The 20,183-nt window shown below is 48.2% G+C and carries 19 protein-coding genes; 1 reads left to right on the top strand and 18 read right to left on the bottom strand.

Annotated elements, in window-relative coordinates; translation table 11 throughout:
• Nucleotides 1–20: 20 nt before the first annotated feature.
• From O3S85_RS18420 to O3S85_RS18350, 15 genes are all read right to left on the bottom strand, one after another.
• Nucleotides 21–1,187, bottom strand: a complete 1,167-nt coding sequence (locus O3S85_RS18420) for a glycosyltransferase family 4 protein (protein ID WP_269542307.1) — start codon at nt 1,185–1,187, stop codon at nt 21–23.
• Complete coding sequence (locus tag O3S85_RS18415; protein ID WP_269542306.1) at nt 1,180–1,782, bottom strand: acyltransferase; 603 nt, start codon at nt 1,780–1,782, stop codon at nt 1,180–1,182. The genes O3S85_RS18420 and O3S85_RS18415 overlap by 8 nt, the downstream gene beginning before the upstream one ends.
• 38 nt (nt 1,783–1,820) lie before the next feature.
• Nucleotides 1,821–3,095 (bottom strand): glycosyltransferase family 4 protein, encoded by a 1,275-nt coding sequence (locus tag O3S85_RS18410; protein WP_269542304.1) that lies wholly within the window; start codon nt 3,093–3,095, stop codon nt 1,821–1,823.
• Nucleotides 3,092–4,438: a hypothetical protein gene (locus tag O3S85_RS18405; RefSeq protein WP_269542303.1), complete on the bottom strand. Its 1,347-nt coding sequence runs from the start codon at nt 4,436–4,438 to the stop codon at nt 3,092–3,094. The genes O3S85_RS18410 and O3S85_RS18405 overlap by 4 nt, the downstream gene beginning before the upstream one ends.
• On the bottom strand, nt 4,413–5,729 hold the full coding sequence (locus tag O3S85_RS18400; RefSeq protein ID WP_269542302.1) for an oligosaccharide flippase family protein: 1,317 nt from the start codon (nt 5,727–5,729) through the stop codon (nt 4,413–4,415). Before O3S85_RS18400 ends, O3S85_RS18405 begins: the two co-directional genes overlap by 26 nt.
• Nucleotides 5,726–6,643, bottom strand: coding sequence for a glycosyltransferase family A protein (locus O3S85_RS18395; protein WP_269542301.1), 918 nt, complete (start codon nt 6,641–6,643; stop codon nt 5,726–5,728). Before O3S85_RS18395 ends, O3S85_RS18400 begins: the two co-directional genes overlap by 4 nt.
• A gap of 1 nt (nt 6,644) precedes the next feature.
• Nucleotides 6,645–7,736: an acyltransferase family protein gene (locus O3S85_RS18390; protein WP_269542300.1), complete on the bottom strand. Its 1,092-nt coding sequence runs from the start codon at nt 7,734–7,736 to the stop codon at nt 6,645–6,647.
• A gap of 15 nt (nt 7,737–7,751) precedes the next feature.
• Nucleotides 7,752–8,717 carry a sulfotransferase family protein gene (locus O3S85_RS18385; RefSeq protein WP_269542299.1) on the bottom strand — a complete coding sequence of 322 codons (966 nt, stop codon included), beginning with the start codon at nt 8,715–8,717 and terminating at the stop codon, nt 7,752–7,754.
• A 184-nt stretch (nt 8,718–8,901) separates the two neighbouring features.
• Entirely contained in the window at nt 8,902–10,404 is a 1,503-nt protein-coding gene (locus O3S85_RS18380) for an O-antigen ligase family protein (protein WP_269542298.1), read from the bottom strand.
• Nucleotides 10,405–10,428: 24 nt separating this feature from the next.
• Nucleotides 10,429–11,400, bottom strand: coding sequence for a KpsF/GutQ family sugar-phosphate isomerase (locus O3S85_RS18375; protein ID WP_269542297.1), 972 nt, complete (start codon nt 11,398–11,400; stop codon nt 10,429–10,431).
• Nucleotides 11,401–11,415: 15 nt separating this feature from the next.
• The gene (gene kdsA, locus O3S85_RS18370) at nt 11,416–12,195 is read right to left on the bottom strand and encodes a 3-deoxy-8-phosphooctulonate synthase (RefSeq protein WP_269542296.1); all 780 of its coding nucleotides are present in this window, start codon (nt 12,193–12,195) and stop codon (nt 11,416–11,418) included.
• An 18-nt stretch (nt 12,196–12,213) separates the two neighbouring features.
• Nucleotides 12,214–13,191: an SDR family NAD(P)-dependent oxidoreductase gene (locus tag O3S85_RS18365; protein WP_269542295.1), complete on the bottom strand. Its 978-nt coding sequence runs from the start codon at nt 13,189–13,191 to the stop codon at nt 12,214–12,216.
• 11 nt (nt 13,192–13,202) lie between these two features.
• Nucleotides 13,203–14,195: a bifunctional heptose 7-phosphate kinase/heptose 1-phosphate adenyltransferase gene (locus O3S85_RS18360; RefSeq protein WP_269542294.1), complete on the bottom strand. Its 993-nt coding sequence runs from the start codon at nt 14,193–14,195 to the stop codon at nt 13,203–13,205.
• Nucleotides 14,195–14,761: a D-sedoheptulose 7-phosphate isomerase gene (gene gmhA / locus O3S85_RS18355; RefSeq protein ID WP_269542293.1), complete on the bottom strand. Its 567-nt coding sequence runs from the start codon at nt 14,759–14,761 to the stop codon at nt 14,195–14,197. The genes O3S85_RS18360 and gmhA overlap by 1 nt, the downstream gene beginning before the upstream one ends.
• A 136-nt stretch (nt 14,762–14,897) precedes the next feature.
• Nucleotides 14,898–15,359 carry a GbsR/MarR family transcriptional regulator gene (locus O3S85_RS18350; RefSeq protein ID WP_269542292.1) on the bottom strand — a complete coding sequence of 154 codons (462 nt, stop codon included), beginning with the start codon at nt 15,357–15,359 and terminating at the stop codon, nt 14,898–14,900.
• 4 nt (nt 15,360–15,363) lie between these two features.
• On the opposite strand from O3S85_RS18350, the gene O3S85_RS18345 reads away from it, so the two are divergent.
• Nucleotides 15,364–15,798 (top strand): hypothetical protein, encoded by a 435-nt coding sequence (locus O3S85_RS18345; protein WP_269542291.1) that lies wholly within the window; start codon nt 15,364–15,366, stop codon nt 15,796–15,798.
• Here the strand turns inward: O3S85_RS18345 and rfaD are convergent.
• The 3 genes from rfaD to O3S85_RS18330 form a co-directional block, all read right to left on the bottom strand.
• Nucleotides 15,795–16,778: an ADP-glyceromanno-heptose 6-epimerase gene (rfaD, locus tag O3S85_RS18340; protein WP_269542290.1), complete on the bottom strand. Its 984-nt coding sequence runs from the start codon at nt 16,776–16,778 to the stop codon at nt 15,795–15,797. The two genes, O3S85_RS18345 and rfaD, sit on opposite strands and share 4 nt — an antisense overlap.
• Nucleotides 16,779–16,871: 93 nt before the next feature.
• Nucleotides 16,872–18,731 (bottom strand): glutamine--fructose-6-phosphate transaminase (isomerizing), encoded by a 1,860-nt coding sequence (gene glmS / locus O3S85_RS18335; RefSeq protein ID WP_269542289.1) that lies wholly within the window; start codon nt 18,729–18,731, stop codon nt 16,872–16,874.
• 14 nt (nt 18,732–18,745) lie between these two features.
• Nucleotides 18,746–20,122, bottom strand: coding sequence for a UDP-glucose 6-dehydrogenase (locus O3S85_RS18330; RefSeq protein WP_269542287.1), 1,377 nt, complete (start codon nt 20,120–20,122; stop codon nt 18,746–18,748).
• Nucleotides 20,123–20,183 lie beyond the last annotated feature (61 nt).

Below are 20,183 nucleotides of genomic sequence, written 5' to 3'. Positions count from 1 at the left end.
CAAACTAACACTGCCCAAAATCACAGCACAATTTCATCCAAGACACGCTGGGCGCAACTCCGTGCACTGAAATGCAACTTACCAGTTTGCCACCCTGCTTTGCCCAAGTCAGCAAGCTTGTCTGGATATTCAAAAAAGCGCTTCAACATCGCGGCATCATCATCAAGGGATTTCATCCCTAAAATTATAGAATCTTTTCCGTGGGTAAGATAAGAATTAACATCGGGCACAGGCGAAGTAATCACAGCAATGCCTAACTCAAGCATCTCAACCAAACGCGTAGGAAACGAAGTACGCTCAGACTCATGATCACGACGAAGCACAAATCCGGCGATGGCTTTTCTCTTAATATTCAACAACTCACACTCAGAAACACGACCATAAAAATACACATTATCACGCAGATCGGGATAGTTAGTAAAAGCCTCCTCAACGCATTTAGACTCATAGGCATTTCCAGTTTCACTTCCCACGCAATGCAGCTTAAATAACACGCCACTACGCTTTAGGTACCCCAACAGAGCAAACATCCAATCTGGACGATCTCGGTCAAAAAAACGACCCATATATAGAAGCTGTATTGGATCATTGGCATCGTGATGGTTGCATAACGAAGCAAAATTGCCAATACTAGGATAGACTACGCTATTAAGCCCACAGCGAGTAAAATAATCACAGATAGAATGCGTAATCCCAGCAATTAGATCAAATTTTCGCGCAACCCAATGATAAGAGAACCAGAAATTCCAGTAATTGGGGCTTAATTTCCCCCCCCTCCCCGTAAAGCTTGAGGGCGACTCGTTAATGTCAGCCAAAACAAAAGCACCGAGTGACTTAAAAGCTAAGAATATGGGAAAATTTACGGTAGCCACTCCATTGTAGATCATCACGGCAATATTCTTTTGACCAAGATAACGCCGTTTAATTTTTCTAGCCAGTAGGAATGGGACCCAATAATAACTCAACTGACTCGCTAATCTTCCGCCATTAGCAGGAAAAAGCGACACGTACCGAACACCGTCTATTTCATAATTTTCCTGCGACCCAGAGGCACCATAAGTCATCACCTCAACATCCCATCCACTTTCCCTAACCGCGTGAGCAAAATTGCATACGCGCACACTGGCAGCTTCTCCTCTCGGAAAAGGGAAACAGCCAATAATCACTAGCAATCTCTTATCACTCATCGATTTTACGAATATACTTAGCGGGAACCCCACCCCAAACCTCTCTCGCAGGAACATTATTAGTCACTAAAGAGCCCGCTGCGATGATGGATTCACGTCCAATTTCAACGCCCTTCAAAATAATGGCATGCGCGCCGATAAAGCAATACTCTCTTAGAATTATTGGAGCAGAGTCAATCACTTCATCGACCTGAGAAACACGCCTCTGGGCGTTAAGATCATGAAAATTAGTGTCATAAATATGACAGCCACCTCCAATGAACACATTGGATTCAATTGTTATTTCTCGAAAACATACAATCGTTGAGTTACTTATCCCAACGCAATCCCCAATGGACAGAAACCCACCTGGTAGCACTTGAATGCATGCTCGGTTTTCAGCTCCTACGACATTTGCCGAATAGCTCGACAGTATACGAACGTTGGACCCAATCATCAACTGACCACGGCGATGGACATGCCAATAGATCCTACCAACACTCTTAAAATTTTTTCCACAAATAATTCGGGACAGCCTGAAAAATAAAATATCTCTGGCAGTCCAAAAAAGGCCAAGCAACCCTCTTTTGGCAGTTCGCCAAGCATCAAAAAACATTCTCATTATTCTTTTTTTTTTGAAATTCGCTTACAACCTCAGAGGCCAGTGAGCTCAGAATAAGCAAACCTCAATCCCGACACCACACCACTTGATTCATGGCGAGCATGAGCGACTTTCCGTCCACACATAGAGAGACGAGTTGCAAGTTGCTCATCATTCATAAGTGTGCGTATTTTCTCTGCAAGCACGGCAGAATCACCGCAATTGAATAACAAACCAGTTTCACCTTCCTCAATCATAGACGGAACACCGCCACAATAGGACGATACACAAGGCACCCCCATAGCCTGCGCTTCAGCTAAACTATTTGGGCTGTTTTCAATGAAGGATGGCAAAACATACACCTGACACTCCTGAAGGTTCTCCACAATTTGCGAGGTATCAACGTAGCCCAAGAATTCAACGCAATCCGACAAACCACGACTTGCTGCGAGCCGTCTCATACGCCTACTCCATCCATGCTTACCTATAGGGCCACCTATTCTTAGATGAATATTAGGCATAGTCATACGCAAAATTGCTATAGCCTCAATAAGGATATGAATCCCCTTATATGTCCGCGGCGTGGTGGTGGTGTATATTCGTCCCTTGACGGCGTTACTGGATCTCCACCTGCTCCCAATAAAATCTTCTCGTAGCATTTCTCCAATATTAAAGTAGCAAGCTTGGGAGTTCATACGCAGCACATGTGCACGATCCCAAAATGTCCGACCCCCAAAATTCTGGTTGCAGCGAAAGATTTCGCGCTCGATGACCGAATACCTCTGCATGCCCAAATAGTCAGCCATAAGTTGCGGATATTTAAGGCGCTCCCTCCAAGGCAAATCCGCCCAATAATACTGACGATAAACGTCCAAAATCCCCTGGATCGTCACTAGGAACGGAACGTCGGGACATAGTTGCTTTGCCAAGGCATAAGGCTTCTCAGTCCCATGGACATGAACCAAATCAGGTTCATAACGCCGAATAATATCCACATAATTATTGCGCCCCTTGAGACATGCTGCGGCAGTAAAAGCAGCGCCAATCAAGAGCAAACGTGCCACAATAATACTAACCCCATTCTGATTGGCAGCCAAACGGCGAAAAATATTCTGCTCGGGAATCCCTACGTAGGTAACGTTGTCATGCACTTCCTCGCAGTATTGATTAAAAATACCGCTTTCACAAACAACAATGAATTGGAAATGGCGATACCTCATCAACTCTTTGAGCAAGGAAACCATCCACCATCCCGTAGTCTCCATTCGGCGCCCGACCATAGCCATATGGCCAGGCATTGGAGCATTCACGAACCATAAAACCCTCATGACATCGGGGGCCTCCCCCCACCATAACCGCCACTGAAAGGCCTAAACAGAATTAGGTATAAAACAGGTATTACAATAAAACCTTTACCAATCAAGGAAAGCGCTCCGTTATTCAACACTACCAAAAATTGCATTAAAAAGAAAATAACAACTGGCTCGTAGGGGTATCGTTTCAATTTTCTTGCAAAAACAATATCCCAGAAAACAAAGCACCCGAAAAAAAGCATTGTTTCTATAAAAATACCAGCATATCCATTTTGCGCCCACGCCGTCCCTAAAATGCTAGTATTCAAGTTGAACATACTACCCATATATAGATATGAACTAACAAGCGGCGGTGTGGCCAAGCCCAGAGACAGGTCGGGAGTTTGTCCAAAACCCAATACTAAGTTAAACAAACGAGAACCGCCATAATACAAAAAACCATTATGCGTAGGAAAAGTCCAAAAATGTGCATAAGAAGTTAAAGTCGACGAAAGAAATAGCCGGTTGTGCAGTTCGCCAACAATGTTCCCCGAAAAACCGAGAACAACATAAACAGCAACCACAGCAATTAAGAAAACTCCAGTTAGCAGAATGGGTTTGATAAAACGAAACCCACGGCGGATTGAAAACTGTCGTCCGAAAAAATATGCCAAACAGATCAATAGCATTAACTGAAGAATTGGCGATTTCTGAAAGCGTATGAGCGTCGTTAGCAGCGCAAAAGCTAGTAAAAGATGATAATAAGGGAAAAACTTTCTATATTTGAAACCTATATAATACAAAACCCCAACGAGAAACATCAACAAATTACCAACAATCAGCGAGTCAAGATTGTTTAAGATGGGATTGCTCTGAGCATGATCAAAAATATTTTGCACACGAACCTCGTAATACCACATATAATCGCCAGAACGGATAATCGTTAGCAGTTCACCAATTGCACTGCGCTTTCTAATTAGGAAGAATAGCGTGTAGACGATTGTTACAAAGAAACCCAACTGGTATAATTGAGGACGAGGGGCAATTTCCCTAGACGTCATAAGAAATCGAAGATCCTTCGGCATCAATAGCTTTTTAAGTAACATTAGGCCAATCAACAGACAAAGTATTAACGCAAGGGCCCACCCCATCTGAACATAAATTTCCCAATCGAAACGATACTCATTAATTGGCATCTTAGCAGCACGAGGATATATGAGATATCCGTAAATGTGGACAGATGCAAAAAGAGCAATCATTGGCCCAGCAATTGTACGCAATTGGTAACGTATAATATCGCGAATGCACATTCCTATGCAAATGGTGCCGAGAACAACCAAAACCGCAATAACCTTATAAAAACTCAGAGGTTCTTCCATAAATAAGCCGTTGATGATCCGATGATCGGCATGTATAGTAATTCACACCGATATAAACACTATACATGATGACATCGATAACCACTGTCCCCCATAGAAATCCCTCAATTCCATAACTGCAGGCCAGATATACAACACCGATCATGCTGATTAAAAAGTATGCGTATTGCCACACTGATTGTGTTCCAATTCTTCGATTAACAAGAAAAAGACATCCAAGACAGGAACCTGTCATTTTAAAAGGAATAGCGATAGCCAAGATTGCAGAAAATCCACCTGCAACACGCCAATCCTCTCCCAAGAAAAACGCAAAAACCGCGGGACCACATAAAGCAACAAATAATGATACAGGCACCATCATAGCCCCCAGAGCAAGCATAACTCTCATAAATAGTGGGCGGACTGGCAACCTCTCTCTTGAGCGGTTTGCTGCTGATTGATACAAGACCTGTTTAAGACTATCGCCCAGCATTTGCACGGGCACGAGAAGCACACGACTAGCCATATAATACCAACCAAGCTCCATAGCACCATAGAAGGTGGCTATCACTAGCACCGGCAATGATGCAGCGAGCGTGTTAAGCACAATCGGCAACAGTCCCTTGGTCGGAAAATCGCGATATCGCCTTAGCAATACTCGCATTCGCATAAAATAATGGCGAGGACTATACTGAACCAATACTTTGCGTCCATATCTAAAAAGTAGAGCAAGCGCAAACACCGGTCCAGCCATTCTTCCATACAGCAAGGTGATAAATCCACCCCCCACTAGCCCGCCAGCTACACCAACAGTACCCGTCATCAGCGCTCCAAAAAATTTACTCATGCCGCAACCAAAGTAGTGATCATTTCGTAACGCCCAAATTTGATAAACAGCCGCACTACCACCAGTCAACATCATGAGAGGAACAAATAACAACCAGATCTTCAAACTCGGAGTGCCTGTCAATTCGCAGATACTCTCCCCAAAAATCGAGACAACAAAGAGAACCAGAACACTAGATGTAAAATTCAACCATAGACACACGTCCACCATTCGTCGCGCATGCGCAGCTACAACCGGCAATGGCACTGTCATTTGATAGCGAAAATTTGACAGTATTGTCAAAACCGCCAATGGCGCGGAGAGCATGGCAAGAAGACCGAAATCACTAGGTGAATAGAGTCTAGCCAACAAAGGCGACAACAACAGCGGCAGAGTTTGTGAAGCAATCGTGCCCGTAGAATAGGCAAACAGCCTTTTCGATCTCCGACCAAGAGCTTTAATCGACTCAACCTGTCGCCTTATCACGACGATGTAATATATTTAATAAATCTATTGGCCAGTCGCTTAAAGAGACTTGGCTTAAGGGTTCTATAAGCTTCCTTAAGCGCATCTAACATAACTACATCCTCAACAATGCTCGTCGGAAAGGTCACCGGGGCCTTCATGGCATAATTAACCTCAAACTGGCTAGAACAATGCGAATTTGTCCCACTGCCATCAACACCGATATTTTTGCAAAGCGAGTCCCTAACATGCAATGACAATCCATTGTTCTCAACAATACTAGCATACCAAAAAATTGCCCACGTTCTTGATAAATTTCGATGATTATTAACTAATTGATTCCAAAAGGGAAATGCGCCATCAAGGTTCAAATAGCGAATATCATCATCATTAAAGCGATCTATAAAATAGTCCGAATCAAGACGGAATTTACTCCATGCACGTTGCCAAGTCGACCACCCCCAACATGACATAAACCTTAAAAGCGCTGTATCCGGAAGTTTATCTTTATGCATTAGGCTAGGCATATAAGCTGAAACATGCATAACAGATTCACATTCAGAATAGTGAGCTAAAGCGCGGTTATGGTAGACCAGAAACTCTGGCGATGTTACTATATCATCCTCTACAACAATTATTTTTCCATAGTCATTAACTAATTCAGTAACCCCCTTAACAATATTATCCCGCAAACCATAATTTTTTTCGCATAGCATTACGTTCACACAATTAAACCCACGTGCTGCTTGAGCAATCTCACGCACTTGGCGAACGGCCTCGCGATCCCCCTCACCCTTGCTACCATCGCAAAAGATATGCAAATCCGATTCAGAAGCACCTACATTTTTCGACAATGCCTCAAGCGTTTCTTCAAAATGAATAGGTCGATTATAACCAAACAAGGCAATCGGAGCCATTGATTGAGAAAATTCCATATTATTGAGGACGTGAATAGATACGAATTTTGGCTAACGGCTTTTCAATAACCACGTACGAAAGCGTACTAACCGCAAGAGTCATAGTGATAAAGATAAAAAGCTTAACCGAATTTACAGTATTCAATTTAGCAACGAACTCCAGAATGAACCAATGCCACAAGTAACAGCTAAAACTGATAAAACCCAATAATCGAATAAACCAAAGATTCAAGAAACGCCTCATAAAACCTTGACACATCATTGAAGTCCAAATAACAGACCCGCCCCATAAGCCCCAGAAGTTGAGCATTGGCTCACTAAGAATGGGGATATGCGGTAAACCAAAATAGCCACTAATTACATTTAAAACACCCGGCATCAACAGAAAACAAGAGATAATTAATAGCAAAGCGATCAAGTCCATGAAAGGACCAAGAACTTCAAAGACTCGCCCCAAAACATTTCCCTCATAACAAACACCAACCAACGCGCCATAATAAAAAACCATAATATTGCGAATCAGCGAGTAGCGCGGAGAATCATCAAATACAAACAGGTTTAAGACTAATACAATTTGAAGAAAGAGAACGGAAAACAAAATAAACAGGACCGTTTTTCTTTTAAATAAAAACACAAACAAGCATACAAACACAGGGATGATGAAGTAAAATCTAACTTCAGCGACAATAGTCCAGAAATGACCTATCCCCCCCCCCAACATCAGATGCTCGCCGAAGTCACCTAAACCAAAACAGTAAAACAACTTCCAATCCATCAGAGTGGAAAAGCATACAAACAACAACACCACGACATACAAAGGGTATATCCGAAGCAATCTTCGAAAGAAATACTCCAACCAAATTTTCCTATTCTTTAAATCTTGATTATTTTTCCTCAACAGTGAGCGAACCAGCAAAAATGAACTAAGTGTAAAAAACAAATAGACTCCATATTGACCTGAGCCCCCCCCAAATAACTCATTTACCGGCCCCCACAAAATGCCCTTGTTAGCCGCATGACTCATTAACACAATCAAGACTGCCAATCCTCGTACTCCATCCAAAACATCTTCTTGGAAACCAGCGCGATACGATGAATCAATAATCTTCATGGGATGAGAGCAAGATCAGATATAATTCAGCAGTTTCAGAGCCTTTGAGCCCGCCTCTGTAAGCTCATCAAAATCTTTATTCTCAAGTCGTTTTTCTTGCTTACGCCGAAGGCCCCTATCAAGAATCCACGGTCCGACACGTGTCCACAATTCACTTTTTGAGAGCTGAAGAAAGGCACCAATACGAGTTAACTCACGACTTGAGTCCATTTGCAAATCCTCGTAACGCACCCGTAAATAATTCTCTTTGGGAATTAGCGCTGCCTGCTCTTCAATCCTTAAGACCACATGCTGCCAGAATCCAATACATTGCGACAAAGTAAGAGGCTCAGTTGGATACTTGGATTGTTGGTTGTCATAAGCATACTCCATCGTCTTTTCAGGATAGCCTCCATTGATCATCTTAATAAACCCTCCATGCTTCTGAATCGAAGTAGCGCAATAACGGCCATCGCGCACCAAATGGAGGAACTTCGCTTTAGGCAATATGCGATGAATATCGGCCATATGCATACCATACTGCGGTGTCTTATCGCCAATAAAACTCCAGTGCTTTCCATAGCAGTAAATGTAGAAAGCATAGATACACTCACCTACGCTCAGAAAATCGTTTTTAAAACAAAAGCGTTCAAAATCACTTCGAAACTTTTTCGGCTGCCTACCCGCTCTTAACACATGATGCTCAAACCAGCGATAAGAGCCATCCGAATCCCAGTGATTCATTAGAACATCAATAAATCTGCCTAACTCAAATTCGTTAGATGTTTGAGTTGCAATCAATTTTGGAATAAAATGAGTTTCAGTGCCTATACAAATATCTGGCCTGACATCCAGCAAAGCCTTGCATAGGTTAGTCCCAGATCGCCCTGTACCAACGATAAACAACAGCTGCGGCTCATTCAACTCCTCCTTGCGTAACGAGCACGACAGAATTCCTCTTGCTGCATAAAACTTGAGCTTCGGCGCGAGAGAACTAATCATATCCAATATTCATCTCCCTATAATTACTCAGACTATCTACTTAAGTAGAAACTATGTAAACTATCGGAAATCTTTGTGATTAAAGACTGAATTAACATATCAACGACTAGCTATTGAGATCAAGTATATGCTTCAAAGGCTTATAGTAACGTATTAGTAGTTGAAATAACGCCTGCTAACAAGGCTAACTCTCCACAGAAGTAAAGTGGCCTCGTCGCGCGAACGCAAGGCTCAGCAGGATCAAAATCAAGAATGACATCTGAAGGATAGAATTCTGAAGCAAAAAATCACCTAAGTTGTGCAAAATAAATAATACACATACGCATAAAGCTAAAACCCATTCAGGGGAAAAAGATTTGTATAAAACATAAACAATGAAATAGCCAAGATTCAGCAACATAAATGAGCATCCAACGATGCCATACTCGGCCAAAAACTGAAAAACATCATTATGAGACTGCTTATAATCGCTAATGTAGCGAGGATTACCATAGTAGCTTTTCAATGGATCACCGATGAAATACAAATCCGGATAAGCCAATCCATAATATCGATATCTATAAGAAAAGCTCCCTGCTCCCCAGCCAACCCAAGGCCGGTCCTCATGCATGTCCAAGGTAAGCTTGCTAAGCATAAAACGGGCTTCAAGCGAAACTTCATCGCCAGACCTGAGAGACTTCCACTTACTGCCGATTTGGCTAAAATCCATAGCTCGCGCCACCCATATACTACCACAAACCATAGCAATAGCGATTACGACGATACCAACTAGTGATCCCACAGATAAATCATTCTCAAATCTAAATGAAAATGGCAGCAGAACTATAAATAGTACAAACACGCCCGATGCACCCAGCCACCCTCCCCGCGAGGGACACAACGCAACGCCCAGCAAGCATATCAACGAGAAAGCTATAGCGAGCATAGGTAGGCCTGAACGAAATTTGCCAGAGCGAAGCAGATACAAGAATAGTACAAAGCCAAGTCCCATAGACAAATAAAGATACGCCGCTGCTTGATTCCGGTATACAAACGGACCGAAAGCGCCTTCATTTCGCTTAAACTGCTCCAGCCAAAACAAGTGCTCATTACTGGACAGGTGATGCGCGATGCTAGCCAGGCTTAGGACAGCACCGGTGCCCAAGGCCATCCAACCGAGAGCTAGCCACGCTTTTCGATTATTAAGCCCCATCCAGAGGCCGCAAACGAACGCCCATGCTCCAGCCCAGAAAATGACCATGCGCCAGGCGTTCATGGTGTAAAAATTGGTTAGTATGCTCTGCGGTAGCCAATCTATGTAGTACTCAGGCTTAAGGTCTGCAATATAGTAGCGCGTTTCATCCACATAAACCTGCTTCATGCTCGGATTCAGTGCCTGTATCAGCACGTAGATGACAAACAATCCACCCAGCCAGAACGGTGGCAACTTGACCAGCTTCAGCAATCGTTGACGCCATGCCGCGATGCCAGAAAAAGGGGTGAGTGCAACCAAGAAGATTAGCGCCTGCATACATGCGATAGACACCTGACTCCACCAGACCATACCTCCGAGTAAGAACGGTGAGATAATCACAGCTGGAGCCGCGACACCCAAAATCACCCATTCATCACGACTAACGCGCGAGCGTGATGAACGGCGGAGGTGCCCGCCTTTGCGAAATTCTTCTACTGTAAGTGCGCCTGCCATTTTTGACTACAGAACAGTCTGAATCTATCGGACCCCTTGGTTTGAATCCGCAAAAATATCGTGCATACGCAGAAGCCCCAACAACTTACGCTCGGGGCCATCGACAACCGGCAATACGTAAATCTTACGCGCTTCCATAATCTCAAGCGCGTCATTGATCGAGGCATCCACTTGGATTGCAACCGGGTCACGCGTCATAATTTCGTCCGCGCGGAACTCCAAGAACGATTCCTTGAGTAATGAGCGACGCACGTCACCATCAGTCACGATCCCCAATAAGATGCCGTTGTCATCGACTACGCAAGCGGCACCCAGATTCGGCCGTGTAGACTCGGCGATCACCTCACGAAAGCCCGCATTTGGCGCAATGGTAGGCAGCTCCCTTCCGGTGTGCATGAGGTCACGAACTTTGAGTAGCAAACGAACGCCCAGTACTCCACCAGGGTGACGCAGGGCAAAATCATCCGGCTGAAACTGACGCGCCTTCATTAAGGCGGCGGCCAACGCATCTCCAATCACTAGCGCGCAAGTAGTGCTACTCATTGGCGCTAAATTGAGTGGGCAGGCCTCTTTTTCGACTGTCGCATTTAAAACGGTATGACAGCGACGCGCGAGTGGTGTATCCAACCTGCCAAAAATCCCAATGATCGGTGTTTTCAGTCGCTCAAGGGTTGGAAGCATCTTAACCAGTTCTACCGTGCTTCCACTGTTAGACAGCATGAGCACTGCATCCCCCTCGGAGACATACCCCAAGTCTCCATGCAACGCTTCGGCGGCATTCATGAAGATCGCAGGCGTACCAGTGCTCGCCAGCGTCGCGGCAATTTTCCCGCCCACTAGACCAGATTTTCCCAAGCCGGTGACAACAACTTTGCCGCGCAAGGTAAGGAGCAGTTCAATGACACGATCAAAATCTCCGGCAAGCTGACCTAGCACCGCATTAAGCGATGCAATCTCATCGCCAAAGACTTGTTGGGCTGTCGCGTAATAGCTCACGAATTCGCTTACTCTCTAATGCAAAGCTTCCCAAAGCTGCACGAGCTTGGGCAATTCTTTGACCATCACATCTAGTGGCATTTGGCTGGCGGCATCCGAGATAGCCGCATCCGGATTCGGATGCGTTTCCATAAACAAGCCACCCGCGCCTGCCGCCAAGGCGGCTCTTGCTAGTGGTAAAACAAACTCACGTTGGCCGCCACTTTTGCCTCCAGCGCCACCTGGGATTTGAACACTGTGGGTGGCGTCAAAAATAGTCGGATGCCCCCATTGCGCCATGATATTGAAATTCCGCATGTCAGCTACCAGGTTTTGATAGCCGAAGGTCGAACCACGCTCAGTTAGCCAAATCTCTTTTGCTTTCGCGCCTTCCAGCTTGTTAACAACAAACTCCATCTCAAACGGTGAAAGAAACTGACCTTTCTTTACGTTAACAATTCGCCCGGTTTCGGCAGCAGCGACGAGTAGATCCGTTTGACGACAGAGGAATGCAGGCACCTGCAAGACGTCACAAACTTCACCGACCATAGCTGCCTGGGAAGGTAGGTGAAAATCGGTCAAAACCGGCAAGCCAAACTCTCGTTTTACACGGGCCAACATCGCCAACCCCTCCTCAATGCCAGGGCCCCGGTTACTATCCAATGAGGTGCGGTTTGCTTTATCAAAGGAACCTTTGAAGAAAACGTTCAGCACCGGGAACTGCTCTTTCCAGCGCTTCACTTGTTCAGCAACAGGGGCACAAATATCCCAGCTCTCAAGCGCACAAGGACCAGCGATAAAAATCATGTTTTCCATAAATAACCGTTTAGCGATCTACAGCCGGATATCCTTCAACCAAGACTTGTTTTCCTGATACCATTCAACGCATACATTAAGCCCTTCGCGAACATCCGTCTTAGGCTTCCAGCCCAGAAGTCTTTCTGCCTTGGAAATGTCTGCCCACGTTTCTGTGATGTCAGCACTGTGAAAAGGCTTATAGTCAAATGTCGCCGTTTTGCCCAATGCTTCCTCAATCCAAGCAATGAGGGTGTTCAACGTGATTGGATTACGACCACCACCGATGTTAAAAATCTCATACCCTACCTGCTTTGATGCAGCTATAGTACCAGCAGCAACATCCTCTACGTAAGTAAAATCACGGCTCTGCGAGCCATCGCCAAAAAGCTCAATTGGTGCGCCTTCGTCGATCCATTTAATAAAACGGAAAATGCTCATATCAGGGCGTCCACATGGGCCAAACACCGTAAAATAACGAACGACGGACACATCAATGCCATAGAGATGATGATAGCTGTAAGCCATTACTTCAGCTGCTTTCTTAGACGCCGCATAGGGAGAAAGCGGTGTATTCACAGGAAGATCTTCTGTAAACGGCATCTTCTGTCTGGCGTAGAGCGAGGACGTCGATGCGAGCACCACCTTCTTCACATCGTTAGTGCGCATGCCTTCGAGAAGGTTCAGGGTGCCCACCGCATTTGTGCTTAGATATACGTGCGGATTTTCCATGCTGTAGCGAACCCCAGCGCGAGCTGCCATATTGAATACTACCTCAAAGTCGAATTCACTGAAAAGCGCATTCACCGAAGAAGCGTCCTCAATATCCAATTGACGGAAAATGTAGTTTTCAGAATCGATCAACTGGTCGCGCCGGTATTCCTTGATGCGGACGTCATAATAATCATTCAGATTATCGACACCGATTACCCTGTCACCCCGAGCCAATAGCTGAGCTGCAACTCGCTGGCCGATGAACCCAGCCGCTCCAGTGACTAAATAAGTTTTATTAGACATTTATAGCGAGTTTAAACGGTAAGGAGCGGGATGCCTTGATCCAGCTTTGCCGCCGTACGTAGCTCATCAGGCGAAACCGTCGCGGCTCCGAATTTCCCGACGACAACGCCGGCTGCCGAATTTGCCAAATGAGCCGCCTCAACCAAGCTTGCTCCAGTCGCCAAGCTTGCAGTGAGAACTGCAATAACGGTGTCACCCGCGCCAGAGACATCAAAAACTTCCTGCGCGCGCGTGGGCAACCTCCCCAAGATTTTGCCTTCCTCAACCAAAATCATGCCATCAGCACCCAATGTAACCACTAAGCGGTGCGGTTGATACCGCTCATAGATTGCCTGGCAAACAGCCTCAGTGGGGAATGTGTCGTGCAAGCCAACGGAGATTTCTGCTAATTCCAAAGCTTCGCTGCGATTGGGCGTCATGAGGGCCGCACCTTGATAATTCAGGCGGCGACGTGGCTTTGGATCTACTGATAAAGCAGCCCCGGAGTCCTTGCAAATCGCCACGACCTCATCCAGCAGCTCATCCGTGACCACGCCCTTGGCGTAGTCTGACAGAATTACTGCGTGTGCACCGGAAAAAGCCTGCTTGAGCTTTTCGCCACCTGGAAATGCATACTCGGCTGGGGCCGATTCACGATCAATACGGCAGATTTGCTGCTTTTGCACCACAACCCGGGTTTTGCGAATGGTTGGAGCACTGGCAGTTAAATGCATGGACGAGAAATCAACACCGGCCTGTGTAAAAATCGTTCTCAACTGATCGCCGGCCTCGTCTTCAGCATAAACGCCAGCCAGTGACGCAGACGCTTTCAGAGAGGTCAAATTCATGGCGACATTCGCAGCACCTCCCGCTGACCAGGAATCATTAAAAACATTTACTACCGGCACAGGTGCCTCTGGGGATATACGAGTCGCGTCGCCCCAAATGTAGTGATCCAGCATGACGTCGCCGACCACCAATACCTTGACCGTGGCGAGCTTATCGATAATTGCGTCCAGGTCCATTAATTCCAAGTTTCTGCCTCAACCATCTCAAGCCAGCAGTGCAAGATTAGCGTGTGAATTTCCTGAATGCGTGCAGTCGTATTACTCGGAGCAATCAGTTCAAAATCACACTGACCGAGTGCCTTACCACCATCTTTGCCACTAAGCAGGATCGTCTTCATCCCCTTAGCACGTGCGGCAGAAAATGCAGCGAGTATATTTGCCGAGTTCCCACTGGTGGAAATTCCCACCAAGATATCGCCCGGCTGCCCAAGCCCTTCGACTGCCCGTGAGAATACCGCGTCAAACCCATAATCATTAGCAATACAGGTGAGCACTGAGACATCGGCGCTCAGGCAAATGGCGGGTAGAGATATTCGATCTCCCTTATACCGCCCCACAAATTCTTCAGCCAAGTGCAACGCATCCGTGGCACTACCACCGTTACCGCAAGTCAGGATTTTTTTGCCGCTTCTAAGCGCATTGATCAAACAAGCTCCGGAATCGTTGATAAGCGGCGTAAGCTCTCGGGTGGCGATGACCACATCGACGAGTTCGTTAATTTGGGCTAATGTCCGATCACTCATGCAAAATTCGTTACGCTGCCGCCCTTGGCCGGATCCGGGACAGGAAAGCCAATTGAGAACGGGATTTGATAATAAGGCCCATCAGGGCGGTTGTTTAATGACACCGGACCAACGGAATGCCCGGCGAATGAAAGTGCTAAAGCAGCTTGCGAACGATTGGCAAGATAGTGGTCATCTTATTATGCCAGGAACGCAGCGACTGGATTCTGTTTTCTGCAAAAGAACGGCGATCTTCCGGAATTTCCCTCAATAGAGAGTCCATGTGATTCAAGCGTTCTACGCCACTATCCAGATGAGGCTGCACTTGGTCACTAATAAAACCAGAGACCAATTTACGCAACCGTAGTTCCGGCGTGTAATAATCGCGGCGGTCACCAATCATGAAAACCGTCTTCACTGCCCCAATTTGGCGTAAGGTCTTTAGCCCCATACTGGCTGACCCCTTACTAATGCCAAGCAATGCCATGATGCTATCCATCGTAAGCGGCTCTTCACGGCAGTAGAGCACACCGTAAATCTGGCCCACCGATTTAGGGACTCCTATGAGCTGAGCGGCATGAACAAACGTCTCAATCACGGATAGCTCCCATTCATCCATAGTTATGCCCAGCAATGACTCATCATTACCAGCATCAGGATTACCAGAGGGTGAAGGGGTTTTCGCCACAAGATTCAAGACACATCAAAAACAAAAATGTTCAAGCAAAATTGAACATACTAAGCACTTTAAATTGGAAAACATTCAGAATCAGATTCAGGCTATCCAGTCTCAAATTCACATCATAAACCAACAGCGCCGCACGCCAGCCAACCAGCATGGCGCGAATATCGGGGCTCCAATCAACATGGGCCGCGTTGTGAACCCCCAAGGAACGCAGGATCGCCTCCAAATAGAAAGCTATCAAACCCAGCTGAAGCAGCTTCGCCAACAATACAATGCCCTAAACAAAGAGCTCACCCAAGCCGTCAACACCGCATGGAAGGGCAAGCCCAAGGCGGGCCTGGTCATCATCGACCACGCCGATCTGGATGCCTAATCGCCGAGGCGCTTGTCTGGGGCCAGGTAGTTGGCGACGTAGTCTTTAACCGCTTCGGGCAGGCTAAACTGACAGCCTCCAAAGCCACTGCCCTGCAGCTTCGCGGTGTCCGCTTGCGTAAAGTATTGGTATTTGCCGCGCAGTTGCTCGGGCATTTCGATGAACTCGATATTCACTGGCAGATTGAGCGCCTCGAAAATCGGCGTCACTAATGACACCCAGGTATTGGCCTGGCCGCTACCGAGGTTGAAAAGGCCGCCCACGGCCTTCGTCTCGGCCAAATGAAGCGTCATCGTCACAGCATCCTTCACGTAAAGGAAGTCGCGCATTTGCCCGCCATCTTCGTAATCCGGGTGATAGCTTTTGAACAGCTTCACTCCACCGGTTTCCGATATTTGCCCAAAAGCCTTGTGGACCACGCTACGCATATCGCCCTTGTGATCCTCGTTCGGGCCAAAGACGTTAAAATACTTCAGGCCGACAATCTGATCGAGAAAGCCCTCCCGCTGCGCAAAGCAATCAAACATGTGCTTGGAATAGCCATACATGTTGAGCGGCCGCAGGCTGTGTAAATTCTCCAACTGGTCGTCCATCCCGTGTGCGCCATCCCCGTAGGTGGCCGCTGAAGAGGCATAGACAAAGCGCGCATCATTGGCCAAAGACCAAAGTGCGAGTTCCTTCGTATATTCGAAGTTATTGTGGATCAGGTAGCGGGCATCGCGCTCCGTGGTGGCCGAGCAGGCCCCCAAATGCAGCACGGTCTCGATTTCAGACAGGTAATCATCCTCCAGCAGTTCCAGCAGATCATCCGCCTCCAGGTAGTCGGCGAACTTCAGTGGCACGAGGTTCTTCCACTTTTCATCCTGGCCGAGGTAATCCACCACCAGCACGTCGTCGCGCCCGCGTTCGTTGAGCGCCCAGACCAGCGCACTGCCAATAAAACCAGCGCCGCCGGTAACGAGAATTTTCGGTTTAGCCATTTTTCAAAAATGCGTTGAAGTGCTGAAGGGTCGAAGGGTGGACGTTTCGAGAACCTAACCTCTACACACCTCCACCACCAGACTTCCACACTTTTATTCCACGGTAACGCTCTTGGCGAGGTTGCGGGGCTTATCCACATCGCAACCGCGGTTGACGGCGATATAGTATGCCAAGAGCTGCATCGGAATCGTCGCCAAAATCGGCATAATGCAGTCGTGGGCCTGTGGAATGTGGATCACTTCGTCTGCACCATCCTGCGGGAAATCCTTACCAGCGCTGGTGATCGCGATGACCTTGCCCTTCCGCGCACGGGTTTCCTGAATGTTGGAAAGCACCTTGGAGAATGTGTCACCGTGCGGTGAAAGAACTACACTCGGGCAATCTTCGCTGATTAACGCAATCGGACCATGCTTCATTTCCGCCGCCGGGTAACCCTCGGCGTGAATATAGGAAATTTCCTTGAGCTTGAGCGCGCCTTCCAGCGCGATGGGGAACATCGACTGGCGGCCCAGGAAGAGGAAGTCGTCGTAATTCGTATACTGAGCGGCGATTTCTTTGATCTTCTCGGCCTGGCCCAATACCTGGCTCACCAGGCCGGGAACACTGCGGAAGGCTTTGACCATCTCGCGGCCATCACTGAAGGACAAGTCACGCATGCGGCCCAGATGCAGGGCGAGCATGCCCGCGATCAACACCTGTGAGGTAAATGCCTTAGTCGAGGCAACGCCGATTTCCGGCCCCGAGTGCTGGTAAACACCGCCATCGGTCTCGCGGGCAATCGTCGAGCCGACGCCATTGGTGATCCCGAGCACCCGGTATCCTTTGCGCTTGGCCTCGCGCAGCGCCTCCAGGGTGTCGAGTGTTTCCCCGGACTGGCTAATCACGAAGACCAGCGTGTTCTTGTCCAACGGCGCATTGCGGTAGCGAAACTCACTGGCGTATTCGACCTCCACTGGAATACGGGCGTATTTCTCAATGAGATACTCCGCCACCAGGCAGGCGTGCCAAGCGGTGCCGCAGGCCAGGAAGACAATGCGATCCACATGGCGGAATTCGCGGGCGTCGATATTCAGGCCACCAAATTTGGACGTCGATTCATCATCGGAGAAGCGGCCGCGCATGGCGTTTTCCAGAGCAGTCGGCTGCTCGAAAATTTCCTTCTCCATGTAGTGGCTGAAGGCACCGAGTTCCGCTTGCTCAATCTTCCAGTCAATCTGGTTGATGACGGGGTCAATCGCCTCTTCGTTCTCGCTAATCGTCGTGATGGAAAACTCGTCGGCGGTCAGGTGGCAGATCTGGCCATCATCGAGATAGACCACATTTTGCGTGCGTCCGACAAAGGCGGAAACGTCACTGGCGAGCAGATTCTCACCGTTGCCAATGCCCAGGCAGAGCGGGCTACCTTTGCGCGCGCCCACGATGTCTCCCGGCAAATCCGGGGAAAGAACGGCGATGCCGTAGGTGCCCTCGACGAGACGAAGGCTATGGCGCACTGCGGCAATCAGGCGGGCTATGCCCTCACCCTCCAGCGTCTCGCGGGAGTAATGGTAGGCGATCAGATTGACGAGCACTTCGGTGTCGGTCTCACTGGAGAAAGTCATACCTTCCTGCTTCAGGAAGCGACGCAGGGCCTCGTGATTTTCAATCACGCCGTTGTGAACGATCGAGATGCGTCCATCACACGACAAGTGCGGGTGCGCATTGGCGTCTGTTACGCCACCGTGGGTTGCCCAGCGAGTGTGGCTGATCCCGATGTTAGAGCTGGAGTTGCGCTTGTTGACGAGAGCAGCGACGTTTTCGACGCGACCGGTTTTCTTCATCACCTCGATTCCATCGCCGTTGATAACAGCGACACCGGCCGAGTCGTAACCCCGGTATTCCAAACGCTTTAACCCTTCAATCAGAATGGCACTAGCCTTCTGCTTACCGATGTAACCAACAATTCCGCACATAAATAAAAGACTTCTTATACCCGACCAATGCCGGAAACCTCAAACCCGATTTTTCGCAAAGCGTCGACATCGAGAACGTTACGCCCGTCGAACACAAAAGCCGGCTTGAGCATGTTATCGTAAATGCGCTGCCAATCGAGCTCCTTAAACTGATCCCACTCGGTGAGAATGGCCACCGCGTGAGCGCTTTGACAAGCGGCGTAGGCGTCTTCCTCGACAACCACATCGGTATTGTCCGAGCCATCGGAATGCGTCTGCGCCTGGGCCAGATCGGCGAAAATCTGAGTCGCCTTCACCTTCGGGTCGTAGATGTGGACATTCGCCTGCTCTTCCAGGAGATCGCGGCAAACGTAGATCGCCGGCGATTCGCGGGTGTCGTTGGTGTCCTTTTTGAAGGCAAAGCCGAGAATCGCGATCTTCTTGTCCGAAACCGTGTTAAAAAGCGTGCGCACCAGGCGACGGACGAAGCGGCTTTTCTGGTAATCGTTCATCACGATGACCTGCTCCCAATAGTTCGCGACTTCCGGCAGGCCGAAATGCTGGCACAGGTAAACGAGGTTCAGGATATCCTTCTGGAAACAGGAGCCGCCGAAGCCAACCGAGCTCTTCAGGAACTTCGGGCCAATGCGGCTATCGGTGCCAATCGCGCGGGCCACTTCATCCACATTTGCCTCGGTCGCCTCGCAGAGTGCGCTGATCGCGTTGATCGACGAAACGCGCTGCGCCAGAAAGGCATTCGCGGTCAGCTTGGAAAGCTCTGAAGACCAGACATTGGTCGTCAGAATTCGCTCGCGAGGCACCCAATGGGCGTAAACATCGACCAGCGTCTGCGCGGCTTGCTCACCCTCCGGCGTCTGCTCGCCGCCAATGAGCACACGGTCGGGCTCATTGAGGTCTTTCATCGCGGTGCCTTCGGCGAGAAACTCGGGATTGGATAAAACCTGGAAAGTGAAGTCGCCGCCACAGCCTTCCAGAATGCGGCGAATCGATTCGGCAGTGCGCACCGGCAGGGTGGATTTTTCCACCACGATGATGTTGCCCTTGGCCACGTCGGCAATCTGACGCGCGCACTTTTCGATGAACTTCAAGTCCGCCGCTTTGCCAGCGCCCACGCCGTAAGTTTTCGTCGGCGTGTTGACGGAAATGAAAATCATGTCCGCATCGGCGATCGCCTCATTGACGCTAGTCGAGAAAAACAGGTTACGCCCGCGCGCTTCACGCACAACATCATCCAGCCCCGGCTCGTAAACGGGCAACTCATCGGAGTTCCAGGCAGCGATGCGCTTCTCATTAATGTCGACCACGGTCACACGGTGCTCCGGGCACTTCAGTGCGATCATGGCCATCGTGGGTCCGCCCACATAACCGGCTCCAATACAGCAGATGTTCATAGTTCGGGTTTTAGGAATAGATGTAGCAGCGCGGTTGCGCTTTTTTTTAAAGCATGCTGAC

Source organism: Cerasicoccus sp. TK19100 (assembly GCF_027257155.1).
In the GTDB taxonomy this organism is placed as follows: domain Bacteria; phylum Verrucomicrobiota; class Verrucomicrobiia; order Opitutales; family Cerasicoccaceae; genus Cerasicoccus; species Cerasicoccus fimbriatus.
The sequence above is the reverse complement of the archived record's forward strand: the minus strand, read 5'-3'. Positions and strand labels throughout refer to the sequence as shown.